Source organism: Bacteroides sp. 2201st1_D9_2201SCRN_220225 (assembly GCF_040928965.1).
In the GTDB taxonomy this organism is placed as follows: Bacteria; Bacteroidota; Bacteroidia; order Bacteroidales; family Bacteroidaceae; genus Bacteroides; species Bacteroides stercoris.
Genome location: NZ_JBCODG010000013.1, coordinates 70,656 through 83,494 on the forward strand (window position 1 = coordinate 70,656; position 12,839 = coordinate 83,494).

Sequence of the window (12,839 nt, forward strand, 5' to 3'; positions counted from 1 at the left end):
TTAAAAGTGAATGAGTAGCACGTTTAAGAAATAATAAAAAAAACAAAAAGAAAGGGCAAGTGTTTACGGCAGAGTTCGATTATATCTACTTTTGTTCTTAAACCAGAAGATGAGAATGATATGGAAACAATGTTTGATACGTTATTACAATTACCCCTGTTTCAGGGACTTGCCCAAGAAGACTTCACCCGTATTTTGGAAAAGGTCAAATTGCACTTCACAAAATATAAACCAGGTGAGCTTCTTTTAAAAGAGGGGGGCGCCTGTCATGAACTGGTCTTCGTCCTAAAAGGAGAAATTGCATCTTCCACATCATCCGCCGATTCTTCTTACTGCTTCACCGAATATTTTCCAGCCCCTTTCCTGATTGAGGCTCACTCCATATTCGGCATGAAAACGCATTATGCTTCTACATATCGGGCAAGAACCGAAGTGCATACGGTCAGCATCAGCAAAGCATTTGTAGTGAAAGAGCTCTTCAACTACGAAATATTCCGCTTGAATTACATGAATATCATCAGTAACCGCACTCAAATGCTGCACAACCGCTTATGGGCTGTATTCGGCAATAGTCCCGAAAGCCGCATTATCCATTTCATCCTCAGTCATACAGAACGGCTGTCGGGCGAAAAAATATTGAAAATAAAAATGGAGGATTTGGCTCAAATCATCAACGAAACCCGAACAGGAGTGTCAAAAGCCCTCAATACTATGCAAACAAAAGGATTGGTTGAATTACACCGCGGGGAAATCATACTGCCTAATGTTGAAAATTTGATAAACTGACCAAGTACATAAAATGCAAATATCTTCAAGAAGATTATTAAAATGAAATGAACCCCGAAAATTAAATAACTTTCGGGGTTCACTTCATAATCTTTGCTTTAATATATCTTCAGCAACCGTTTTTATTCCCATTCAATTGTGGAAGGCGGTTTTGACGATATATCATAGGTTACACGGTTTACACCTTTCACCTTATTAATAATGTCATTGGAAACCTTGCCCAAAAATTCGTAAGGCAAATGCGCCCAGTCTGCAGTCATTGCGTCTGTAGAAGTAACAGCACGTAAAGCGACCGCACGTTCATATGTACGTTCATCGCCCATTACGCCTACAGACTGCACAGGAAGTAAAATAACCCCTGCCTGCCATACCTGATGATAAAGAGTTGTCTCATTTCCTCCGGCATCTTTCACTTTCCAATTGCGCAATCCCTGAATAAAAATATCATCCGCATCTTGCAGGATACTCACCTTTTCCGGAGTTATATCACCCAAAATACGAACAGCCAATCCCGGACCGGGGAAAGGATGACGGGTAATCAAATGCTCCGGCATGCCCAACTCACGTCCTACACGGCGAACCTCATCTTTAAACAACAGTCGCAAGGGTTCGCACAATTTCAGGTTCATTTTTTCAGGAAGTCCACCTACATTATGATGACTCTTGATTACAGTTCCGGTAATAGAAAGCGACTCGATGCAGTCCGGATAGATCGTTCCTTGAGCCAGCCATTTCACATCTTTAATTTTATGAGCCTCTTCATCGAATACATCAATGAAACCCTTACCTATAATCTTACGCTTCTTTTCAGGTTCGGTCACTCCTGCCAATTCCGCAAAGAATTTAGCGCTTGCATCCACTCCGATAACATTCAGACCAAGACATTCATAATCGTGCAATACATTTTTAAATTCATCTTTGCGCAACATGCCATGATCCACAAAAATACAAGTTAAATTCTTTCCGATAGCACGATTCAGCAATACAGCAGCAACAGAAGAGTCAACGCCACCGCTCAAACCGAGCACGACTTTATCATCCCCCAATTGTTCCTTCAACTGGGCAACCGTAGTTTCGATAAACGAAGCTGCGCTCCAGTCCTGCCTGCAACCGCAGACTTCCACTACAAAGTTTTTCAGCATCTGTGTACCGTCCTCGCTATGGAATACTTCCGGATGGAATTGTACACCCCACATTTTCTCTCCTTCCACCTGATAAGCGGCAATCTTCACTTTATCCGTAGAAGCTATAGTCTTGAAGCTTTCAGGAATGGCAGTAATAGTATCGCCATGACTCATCCACACTTGAGTATTTTCCTTTACTCCCTTAAAAAGCACATTGTTTTTATCAAAAGAAGCTAAATGCGCCCGTCCATATTCACGGCTACCCGCAGGTTCAACCTTACCGCCGTTGGTATAGGCTATAAACTGTGCACCGTAGCAGATTCCCAATATAGGATATTTACCACGGATTTCGTTTAAATCTATCTTAAACGCACTTTCGTCATATACGGAAAATGGACTACCTGAAAGAATAACTCCTTTTACACTCGCATCTCCCTGAGGAAATTTGTTGTAAGGCACAATTTCACAATATACATTCAACTCGCGAACACGGCGACCGATAAGCTGCGTGGTCTGTGAGCCGAAATCAAGAATAATAATCTTTTCTTGCATAGAAACAGAGGTGTTAGTAATTTGGAGCACAAAGATACGAATTTGTTTAGAGCAGAAAGCAAAATATGGCAAAATTTGTTCAGAGCAAAAAACAAAATACGGCAATATACAGAGAACGGAAAACACCTGCACCGCTTATCTTTCAAGAAACTAAAGGATTTGTTGGATTTATAAAATAAAGAATTTATATTTGTCTCTGTTACTAAACCAAATATCTAAGTATCATGAAAAGAAATATCCTATCAGCGGTCCTTACACTTTACTGCCTATTGCCGATAGCAGCACAGCCCCTTTCCAAAGCAGATTCGCTACAAATTGAAATTGCTCAATTAGAAAATGCACTGACAAGCATACAGACTGATTTGCAAGAAAAAACTTTGCAGTACAATTGGGAAATAACAGAAAAATACATTGAATATTGCAAGAAACTCTACAAAATCACCAACTTCAACCGAGAACCCCGGTTGATACAACTTGCCACTACCATAAAACCGGAAGAACTGGAACCTCAGAGATTAGCCTACGAAAAGGCTAAAAAAGAACTTGAAGCACTATTGACATCCTACCCGGAGTATATCACCCTCGATTCTTTATATAAAAGAGCCATCAATACGGAACAGAAAAAAGACCGCAAAGTTGCCTTGGACGGTTTCTATCAACGCATATACAATGAGGATAAGACTTACCGTCCGTTGCTCGAAAAAAAGCGCAAAGCCTTCAAAGAGCATTATATAGCCTGTGCTTCCTATCTACTGGACGAATGTAAAAGAAACCGGGAAGTTGTACCGGAAATCTATGATTATAAAACAGCACGAATTCTCAAAGAGACCGATCCCAAGCTCCACCAACTATCCATAGAGATCAGTACACTTGAAAGCCTTCAACGGGAAACAATTCGTAAATATCAGAGATTAAAGTACAACCTGAAAGAAGACTAGGCAATAATCCTTTTTTAATCCTATAAAATCAAATATCCTCGAAAGAAGCATTACCATCTTCCGAGGATATTTATATATGAATTTCTTTATTATTTAAATAAAAAAACGTGATTATTTTTCTTTCAATATATCACGAATTTCCGTCAACAGCACTTCTTCCTTACTTGGTGCGGGCGGTGCAGGAGGAGCAGCAGGCGTTTCCGCTTTTTTCTTTTCCGTCAGCTTGGTTATCAACTTAATAAACATAAAGATAGAAAAAGCGATAATGAGAAAGTCGAAAGTGGCCTGCAGGAAATTTCCGTAATTCAGTGTTACAGCGGCTATCTCCTTGCCATTCACTACTTCGGCAGGCTTCATCACCCATTTTAAATCGGTAAAGTTTACACCGCCTATCAGCAAGCCCAAAGGAGGCATTATCACATCAGCCACAACTGAAGATACAATCTTGCCAAACGCACCTCCAATGATAACACCGACAGCCATATCGACCACATTGCCTTTCATGGCAAAAGCCTTAAATTCCTGCAAAAATGAACTTTTTCCCATCTTTTCAATTATTTAATTATGATTTTGGATACGAATATAAAAACATTTTCTTACTTTTGCAGCGCAATTCGTAAAAGAAATGCTGTAAAAGTTTAAAAGTTTAATTTTAAACATTATAAAACCCTTAAAAGTTTAAACAAAATGATTAAAGTAGGTATTAATGGATTCGGACGTATCGGACGTTTCGTATTCCGCGCTGCTCAGAAAAGAAACGATATTCAAATCGTTGGTATTAACGACCTTTGCCCGGTAGATTACTTGGCTTACATGCTGAAGTATGATACTATGCACGGTCAATTCGACGGTACTATCGAAGCTGATGTTGAAAACAGCAAACTGATCGTTAACGGTCAATCTATCCGTATCACTGCTGAAAAGAACCCGGCTGACCTGAAATGGAACGAAGTAGGTGCTGAATACGTAGTTGAATCTACCGGTTTGTTCCTGACTAAGGAAAAAGCTCAGGCTCACATCGAAGCTGGTGCAAAATACGTTGTAATGTCTGCTCCTTCTAAGGATGACACTCCGATGTTCGTTTGCGGTGTTAACGAAAAGACTTATGTTAAGGGTACTCAATTCGTATCTAACGCTTCTTGTACCACTAACTGCTTGGCTCCTATCGCTAAAGTATTGAACGATAAATGGGGTATCACTGACGGTTTGATGACTACAGTTCACTCTACAACTGCTACTCAGAAAACAGTTGACGGTCCTTCTATGAAAGACTGGAGAGGTGGTCGTGCTGCTGCAGGCAACATCATTCCTTCTTCTACTGGTGCTGCTAAGGCTGTAGGTAAAGTTATTCCGGCTTTGAACGGTAAACTGACTGGTATGTCTATGCGTGTTCCGACTTTGGACGTTTCTGTAGTTGACTTGACTGTTAACTTGGCTAAACCGGCTACTTACGCTGAAATCTGCGCTGCCATGAAAGAAGCTTCTGAAGGCGAACTGAAAGGTGTTCTGGGTTACACTGAAGATGCAGTTGTTTCTTCTGATTTCTTGGGTGACACTCGCACTTCTATCTTCGATGCTAAGGCAGGTATCGCTTTGACTGATACTTTCGTTAAAGTTGTATCTTGGTACGACAACGAAATCGGTTATTCTAACAAGGTTCTTGACCTGATTGCTCACATGGCATCTGTTAACTGCTAATATACAGTTAGAAAATAATAAAAAATAGGCGGCTTCTTTTATGAAGTCGCCTATTTTTTTTGCACATTTGCAATTAATTTATTTTCTTCAAGAGATAAGTATATGACAAGACTTAAACTTACACTAATATTACTTTGTTTTATGACTATGATACAAGCCTCAAATCCTTTCTTTGAAAAGTATTCAACTCCACATGGAACTGTTCCTTTTAATCTGATAAAGACTGAACATTACGCACCTGCCATACATGAAGGCATCCGCCGGCAAAATGCAGAAATAGATGCGATCATCAATAACCCTGCTGCTCCGACTTTTGAAAACACGATAGTGCCCTACGAGAAGTCCGGAGAACTGTTGCATCGTGTCACTACCGTATTCGGCAATCTGCTCAGCGCCGAAACCAGCGATGAATTGCAGGAACTTGCCCGGGAAATCATGCCACTGATGAGCGAACATGAAAACAACATCAGCCTCAACGAAAAGCTATTTGCCCGCATCAAAGCCGCATATGAGCTGACAGACAAGAATAAACTTACTCCGGAACAGTCCAAGCTACTGGAAGACATCTACACCAGCTTTGTCCGCAACGGAGCAAACCTGCAAGGAGATGCCAGGGAAAAGTACCGTAAATTGTGCAAAGAATTAAGCTTGTTGACACTGCAGTTCAGTGAAAATGCCCTGAAAGAGACAAACGACTACCAATTGGTGCTGACCAATAAGTCACAGTTGTCCGGTCTGCCTGAAAGCGCCGTTGATGCCGCCGCAGAGACAGCGCAGGAAAAAGGTGTGAAAGGTTGGGTATTCACCCTGCATGCCCCAAGTTACAGCCCTTTCATGACGTACGCCGACAACCGCGACCTGCGCCAAGAACTTTACATGGCATATAATACCAAATGCACGCATGACAATGCCTGCAACAATCTGGAAATCGTAAAGAAAATTGCCAACGTCCGCATGGAAATCGCCCAACTGCTGGGTTACGACAACTTTGCCGAATACAACCTGAAAGAACGAATGGCACAAAACAGCGACGCTGTATACAAACTGCTGAACCAACTGTTAGAAGCATATACACCCACCGCACAAAAAGAATATGCTGAAGTGCAGGCACTGGCACGCAACGAAGAAGGAGAAAGCTTCAATCTCATGCCATGGGACTGGAGTTACTATTCCCAAAAGCTGAAAGACCGGAAGTTCAGTGTTAATGATGAAATGCTTCGTCCCTACTTTGAGCTAAGCAAAGTTAAAGAAGGAGTATTCGGACTGGCAAGCAGGCTGTACGGCATCACATTCAAGAAGAATCCCGGCATTCCTGTTTATCACAAGGATGTGGAAGCCTACGAAGTATTTGATAAAGACGGCACATATCTTGCCGTACTCTATACAGACTTTCATCCCAGAGCCGGAAAACGCTCCGGTGCATGGATGACGAGCTACAAAGGGCAGTGGACAGATGAGAAAAGCGGCGAAAACAGCCGTCCGCACGTATCTATCGTGATGAATTTTACCAAACCCACACAAAACAAGCCCGCCCTACTGACCTTCGATGAAGTGGAAACTTTCCTGCACGAGTTCGGGCACAGCTTGCACGAGATATTTGCCAACTCCACTTACGAAAGTTTAAGCGGCACAAATGTTTATTGGGACTTTGTAGAACTGCCTTCTCAGTTCATGGAAAACTTTGCCATTGAAAAAGAGTTCCTGCACACCTTTGCCCGCCACTACCAAACCGGCGAACTCATCCCCGACGAACTGGTGCAGCGCATTGTAGACTCATCGAATTTCAACGTGGCCTATGCCTGCCTGCGCCAAGTAAGTTTCGGATTGCTGGATATGGCATGGTATACACGCAATACCCCTTTCGAAGGGGATGTTAAAGCTTATGAGAAGAAGGCTTGGGATAAAGCACAAATACTCCCTGTTGTAGAGGAAACCTGTATGAGCACCCAGTTCTCACACATTTTTGCGGGCGGATATTCTGCTGGGTATTACAGCTATAAATGGGCGGAAGTGCTGGATGCGGATGCTTTCTCGCTGTTCAAGCAATGCGGCATTTTCAATCCGGAAATAGCCGACTCTTTCCGCCGGAATATCCTGTCGAAAGGAGGTACGGAACATCCCATGACACTCTACAAGCGTTTCCGTGGACAAGAACCTACCATAGATGCGCTATTAATCAGAAACGGAATAAAAAGATGAAAGAAAAAATTAAAATAAAGACAATAGTCTGTTGCCTGATGATGACATCCATGCTTCTCGGCTTGGGCGCTTGCAACAATGAGGATGATGTAATGGAAATCTTCAACAACAAAACCTGGAAATTGGTTCGTATCGCCACCGAAAAAGGAAAAGAACAATTCTATCAAGGCTTGTGGAGCAACGAAAGTAAAGAAGAAATCGACCGTGAACTCAATACTTTCGGGGCAGAAGGAAACTACACTCTTAATTTTAACTGTGCCGAAGTGAACGGAGAAGTTACCGGTACGGTTAATGTCCATGCCGTCAACTCGAGTATCAATGATGCAGTTCTGAAAATAGACGGAAAGGAACATACCATAAGCATCAAAGGAAAAGTTATTGGTACAGAAAGCGACAAGTTGGCTAAAGTATTTATCAACGGTATACAGAATGTGTTCAAATACGAAGGGGATATACATAATATTACTCTTTACTTCAAAGACGGAAATACAACAAAAGTCATGGGATTTACAGCCCGCTAAATACAACTGAAATATGGACGAAACCAAGAGAAGTAAACAAGAAGCCTTAGACAAACGTTATATACGCATGGCAAGCATATGGGCGGAAAACTCATACTGTCAACGTCGTCAGGTGGGTGCACTCATCGTAAAGGATAAAATGATTATCTCGGACGGATATAACGGCACGCCATCCGGTTTTGAGAATGTATGTGAAGATGAAAACAATCTCACCAAACCCTATGTGCTCCATGCCGAAGCCAATGCCATTACCAAAATAGCACGCTCCAACAACAGCAGCAGCGGTGCCACAATGTACGTCACGGCCTCTCCCTGTATAGAATGTGCCAAACTCATCATCCAGGCAGGAATCAAGCGTGTCGTATACTCCGAAAAATATCGTTTGGAAGACGGCATCGAACTGCTGAAACGTGCAGGTATCGAAGTAATATATATGTCAATTGAGAGTTGATAACTTCGTGCACAGCCAAATAGTAAATCGTAAAATATAGTACATATCATTATGGGTACAAAAAACTCTTCCCGTTTCACACCTCTCATTATTGCAATCAGTGTAGTAGCGGGCATACTTATCGGAACTTTTTATGCCAAACATTTCGCAGGAAACCGTTTGGGGATTATCAACGGTTCGTCCAACAAGCTGAATGCGTTACTGCGGGTGGTAGACGACCAGTATGTGGACAGCGTCAACATGACCGATCTGGTAGAAAAAGCAATGCCACAGATATTGGCAGAACTTGACCCACACTCCACTTATATTCCCGCACAGAAATTGGAAGCAGTCAATTCTGAACTGGAAGGCAGCTTCAGCGGTATCGGTATCCAGTTTACCATACAAGAAGATACCATACACGTGAACAGCGTAATACAAGGCGGTCCGTCTGAAAAAGTAGGACTCATGGCAGGTGACCGCATTGTTATGGTAAACGACAGCCTGTTCGTTGGTAAAGGGCTGACTAATGAAAAAGCCATGCGCAATCTGAAAGGACCTAAAGGCACACAAGTGAAGTTAGGAGTGAAGCGCGCCACCGAAAAAGAGCTGTTGGATTTCACCATTACACGCGGCGACATTCCCCAGAACACGATTGATGCCGCTTATATGCTCAACGATGATTTCGGCTACATACAAGTCAGCAAGTTCGGGCGTACCTCACACGTAGAACTGCTGAATGCCATTGCCCAGCTAAGCCATCAAAAATGTAAAGGTTTCATCATCGACCTGCGTGGTAATACCGGCGGTTACATGGAAGCCGCCACCCGTATGGTAAACGAGTTCCTTCCGGAAGGGAAACTCATTGTATATACACAAGGACGTAAATATCCGCGCATGGAAGAGTATGCCAACGGTACGGGTAGCTGCCAAAAGACACCGCTCGTTGTATTGGTAGATGAAGGTTCGGCTTCTGCCAGTGAGATCTTTGCAGGGGCTATTCAGGACAACGACCGGGGAACTATCGTTGGACGCCGTTCTTTTGGCAAAGGCTTGGTACAACAACCTATTGATTTCAGTGACGGTTCCGCCATTCGCCTGACTATTGCCCGCTACTATACTCCATCCGGACGTTGCATCCAGCGTCCCTACGAAAGCGGGAAAGACTCTAAATACGAAATGGATTGGCTGACCCGCTATGAACATGGAGAGTTCTTCTCTAAAGACAGCATCAAACTCGACGAAAACCTGCGCTACTCCACCAGACTGGGACGTCCCGTTTACGGCGGTGGCGGCATTATGCCCGATGTATTCGTACCCCAAGACACAACCGGAGTATCTTCTTATCTGATAGAGGTCAGCAACAGGGGGTTGATTATACAGTTCAGTTTCCAATACACCGACCGCAACCGTGCCAAGTTGAGTGCGTTCGAAAATGAACAGGATTTACTGAAATACCTGCGCCGCCAAGGTATTGTAGAGCAATTCATACGTTTTGCCGATTCCAAAGGAGTGAAAAGACGCAATCTGCTGATACACCGCTCCTATAAATTACTGGAACGGAACCTCTACGGCAATACCATCTACAATACGTTGGGTAAAGAAGCCTATATCCGATATATCAACGAGAGTGACGCTACTGTAAAGAAAGCGTTGGAAATCCTGGAACGTGGCGAAGCTTTCCCGAAAGCTCCGCTACAAGCCGGCCAAGAAGAGGAGAATACCAATGGAAAAGAAAAAAGAACTGCGCAAGCGTATAGCTTTACTGAAGACCCTTCACAAATCTACCGCTACGCATCAATCTGCTGAGATACTTGCCGCTCTCGAAGCACATCCGGTCTTTAGAGCGGCAAGCATTATATTATTATATCACTCATTGCCGGACGAAGTACACACACATGACTTCATCAGAAAATGGAGTACAAAGAAAAAAATACTCCTGCCTGTTGTCATAGGTAACGATTTGGAACTTCGCGTATATACAAGTTCTGCTGACCTTGCTATTGGAGCGTATGGCATCGAGGAGCCTACGGGAGCATTGTTCACCGACTATGCCACAATAGACCTTATCATTGTTCCGGGGGTAGCATTCGACCGTGACGGAAACCGGCTGGGAAGAGGAAAGGGGTACTACGACCGGCTGCTTCCCCGCATACCTTCCGCATACAAAGTCGGCATTTGCTTTCCGTTTCAAATAGTAGAAGAAGTTCCGGCAGAACCATTCGACATCCGTATGGACGAAATCATAACACAACAATGAAAACAAACTATCACACTCATACCACACGTTGCATGCATGCCGTCGGAAGCGATGAAGAATATGTTCTCAGCGCTATCAAAGGCGGTTTCCAAATACTTGGTTTCTCCGACCATACCCCTTGGAAGTACCATACCAGCTACGTAGCCGATATGCGCATGCTTCCCGAGGAATTGCCGGAGTATATAGAAAGCCTGCAATATTTACGAGAAAAATACCGGGACCAAATCGACATAAAAATAGGCTTGGAATGCGAATACTTTCCCGAATATACCCCTTGGCTGAAAGAACAGATTAAAAAGTACCAGTTGAACTACATCCTTTTCGTCAACCACCATTTCCACACGGATGAAAAATTCCCTTATTTCGGACATCACACAAACAATCGGGATATGCTCGACTTATACGAAGAGAGCGCTATCGAAGGGATGGAGAGCGGTCTGTATAATTGTCTTGCCCACCCTGACTTATTCATGCGCTCTTATCCCAAATTCGATCATCACTGTGCCACAATCAGCCGACATATCTGTCGGACCGCAGCCCGGCTTAACATTCCGTTGGAATATAACATCGGATATGTGGCATACAATGAGGAACACGGGTTAAACACCTATCCCTGCCCGAATTTCTGGCACATTGCTGCCAATGAAGGATGCACAGCCATTATCGGTATGGACGTGCACAACAATAACGATTTAGAAGTTCCTATCTATTATGAACGTGCCTTACAAGAACTAAAGGAATTGAAGATTAAAACCACAGATACATTGAAGATGATGTATTAAAATGCCAACAGCAAGTACGCATATCACCGGAATATAATGTTAGTAATCACCTGCGCCCCCACATGCCGGTTCAGATTACGTACCAACAAATCTCTTCCCATCATCAGTTCCTGACGAAGGGCAGCAGAAGTAAGATGCACGTACAGCACCTGATTCTTTATATAAAGTTCACGTGTATAAGAAGCAATGACCGGTCCCAAAACTTCTGCCCACGAGTTGATGAGCCGCCGTTCATTCAGCGGAGACTCCAAACTCTCCTGCCTCAGAAAGCTTCGTATCAGTTTTCCTATCTGTTCTGCATCATTCCGTTTCATGCTTCATTTTCCTCACCAACCGCTACCTGGGTCTCTACCATTTCCGAAATGTTACCTTTCTCTACACGGAACATTTTATAATCACTGCCCACCTTATGCAGAATACGATCCAAATGTTCACGATTGGTATCTGTTATAAAGATCTGTCCAAAGTTATCACCTGCCACCAGTTTAATTATCTGCTCTACACGCGACGCATCCAATTTATCGAAAATGTCATCCAGCAGCAGTAACGGAACTGTGGTACCCGTCCGTTTCAGAAAGTCAAACTGTGCCAGCTTTAGAGCTACCAGATACGTTTTATTCTGTCCTTGCGAGCCTTCCCGTTTAATAGGGAAATCACCCAGCAACATATTCAGTTCATCTTTATGTATCCCACGCAGAGAAAATCCCATTATCTGATCCCGCATACGGTTCTCCTTTAATACAGCCAACAAAGAAGCGTCACGAGCATGCGAATCATAAGTTAACCCGACCTTCTCCTTATCCTGTGAAATAAACGAATAAAAAGACTGGAAAATAGGAATAAATTCCCTGATAAACTCTTCCCGCTTATGGAATACCACTTCACCTGCCTGAGCCATCATCTCCTCCCATACCAGAAAAAGCTCTTCCTCCACCGGCATCTCACTCTTAAGCAATGTATTCCGTTGTGCCAATGCTTTATTATAACGAATCAATGCATCCAAATATTCTTTGTCATACTGTGAAATCACTACATCCATAAAGCGGCGACGCTCATCACTGCCTCCACTTATCAAGACCGAATCGGCAGGAGATACCATCACTAACGGCAAGAAACCAATATGATCGGACAAACGTGTATACTCCTTTTTATTCCGCTTGAATTGCTTCTTCTGACGACGCTTCATGCCGCAATAAATTTCTTCCGGCGTACCATCCGCAGCTTCGTAAAATCCTTGTATAACGAAAAAATCCGAATCATGCCTTATATTCTGCGAATCAATAGGATTCCCCGCACTTTTGCAGAAAGAGAGAAAATAAACAGCATCCAGCAAGTTTGTCTTTCCCATTCCGTTCTGTCCGAAGAAAGTATTTAGTTTCGGAGAAAAAGCAAGTTCTACCTGCTCCAGATTTTTATAATTAAGTATGGATATGCGTTTCAGTATCATATGACAGTTTATCGTTACTTTTCCCAGCAAATTTAGATATAAATCACGATTTATATGCCAGTGGGATATGAAAAAATCAAGACCACCCCTATCTTTATGGCG

The 12,839-nt window shown here is 43.0% G+C and carries 13 protein-coding genes; 9 read left to right on the forward strand and 4 right to left on the reverse strand.

Going from position 1 to position 12,839, the window contains the following annotated elements:
• The first annotated feature begins 120 nt into the window (after nt 1–120).
• The gene (locus AB5903_RS06280; RefSeq protein WP_005657919.1) at nt 121–786 is read left to right on the forward strand and encodes a Crp/Fnr family transcriptional regulator; all 666 of its coding nucleotides are present in this window, start codon (nt 121–123) and stop codon (nt 784–786) included.
• Between the two features lie 122 nt (nt 787–908).
• On the opposite strand, the gene guaA is transcribed toward AB5903_RS06280, so the two are convergent.
• Nucleotides 909–2,462, reverse strand: a complete 1,554-nt coding sequence (gene guaA, locus AB5903_RS06285) for a glutamine-hydrolyzing GMP synthase (protein ID WP_005657920.1) — start codon at nt 2,460–2,462, stop codon at nt 909–911.
• A gap of 224 nt (nt 2,463–2,686) precedes the next feature.
• Here guaA and AB5903_RS06290 point away from each other — a divergent pair, with 224 nt between their 5' ends.
• Nucleotides 2,687–3,400 (forward strand): DUF5039 family protein, encoded by a 714-nt coding sequence (locus AB5903_RS06290; RefSeq protein WP_117741964.1) that lies wholly within the window; start codon nt 2,687–2,689, stop codon nt 3,398–3,400.
• A 111-nt stretch (nt 3,401–3,511) separates the two neighbouring features.
• On the opposite strand, the gene mscL is transcribed toward AB5903_RS06290, so the two are convergent.
• The gene (gene mscL, locus AB5903_RS06295) at nt 3,512–3,946 is read right to left on the reverse strand and encodes a large-conductance mechanosensitive channel protein MscL (RefSeq protein ID WP_272710905.1); all 435 of its coding nucleotides are present in this window, start codon (nt 3,944–3,946) and stop codon (nt 3,512–3,514) included.
• Nucleotides 3,947–4,087: 141 nt separating this feature from the next.
• On the opposite strand from mscL, the gene gap reads away from it, so the two are divergent.
• The 7 genes from gap to AB5903_RS06330 all read left to right on the forward strand — a co-directional run bounded on the left by gap (nt 4,088) and on the right by AB5903_RS06330 (nt 11,290).
• Nucleotides 4,088–5,098 (forward strand): type I glyceraldehyde-3-phosphate dehydrogenase, encoded by a 1,011-nt coding sequence (gene gap / locus AB5903_RS06300; RefSeq protein WP_005657928.1) that lies wholly within the window; start codon nt 4,088–4,090, stop codon nt 5,096–5,098.
• Nucleotides 5,099–5,239: 141 nt separating this feature from the next.
• Nucleotides 5,240–7,297: a M3 family metallopeptidase gene (locus AB5903_RS06305; RefSeq protein ID WP_368117693.1), complete on the forward strand. Its 2,058-nt coding sequence runs from the start codon at nt 5,240–5,242 to the stop codon at nt 7,295–7,297.
• Nucleotides 7,294–7,818 carry a DUF4847 family protein gene (locus AB5903_RS06310; protein WP_117667254.1) on the forward strand — a complete coding sequence of 175 codons (525 nt, stop codon included), beginning with the start codon at nt 7,294–7,296 and terminating at the stop codon, nt 7,816–7,818. Before AB5903_RS06305 ends, AB5903_RS06310 begins: the two co-directional genes overlap by 4 nt.
• Before the next feature lie 13 nt (nt 7,819–7,831).
• Nucleotides 7,832–8,269 carry a dCMP deaminase family protein gene (locus tag AB5903_RS06315; RefSeq protein WP_117667256.1) on the forward strand — a complete coding sequence of 146 codons (438 nt, stop codon included), beginning with the start codon at nt 7,832–7,834 and terminating at the stop codon, nt 8,267–8,269.
• Between the two features lie 51 nt (nt 8,270–8,320).
• Complete coding sequence (locus AB5903_RS06320; RefSeq protein ID WP_117956203.1) at nt 8,321–10,057, forward strand: S41 family peptidase; 1,737 nt, start codon at nt 8,321–8,323, stop codon at nt 10,055–10,057.
• Nucleotides 9,975–10,508, forward strand: a complete 534-nt coding sequence (locus AB5903_RS06325; RefSeq protein ID WP_195658509.1) for a 5-formyltetrahydrofolate cyclo-ligase — start codon at nt 9,975–9,977, stop codon at nt 10,506–10,508. The genes AB5903_RS06320 and AB5903_RS06325 overlap by 83 nt, the downstream gene beginning before the upstream one ends.
• On the forward strand, nt 10,505–11,290 hold the full coding sequence (locus tag AB5903_RS06330) for a histidinol-phosphatase (RefSeq protein ID WP_272710907.1): 786 nt from the start codon (nt 10,505–10,507) through the stop codon (nt 11,288–11,290). Before AB5903_RS06325 ends, AB5903_RS06330 begins: the two co-directional genes overlap by 4 nt.
• 23 nt (nt 11,291–11,313) lie before the next feature.
• On the opposite strand, the gene AB5903_RS06335 is transcribed toward AB5903_RS06330, so the two are convergent.
• Both AB5903_RS06335 and AB5903_RS06340 read right to left on the reverse strand, forming a co-directional pair.
• A complete protein-coding gene (locus tag AB5903_RS06335) occupies nt 11,314–11,604 on the reverse strand; it encodes a DciA family protein (protein ID WP_005657944.1) in 291 nt (96 codons plus the stop codon).
• Nucleotides 11,601–12,737 carry a DNA replication/repair protein RecF gene (locus tag AB5903_RS06340; protein WP_022104422.1) on the reverse strand — a complete coding sequence of 379 codons (1,137 nt, stop codon included), beginning with the start codon at nt 12,735–12,737 and terminating at the stop codon, nt 11,601–11,603. Before AB5903_RS06340 ends, AB5903_RS06335 begins: the two co-directional genes overlap by 4 nt.
• Between the last annotated feature and the right edge of the window lie 102 nt (nt 12,738–12,839).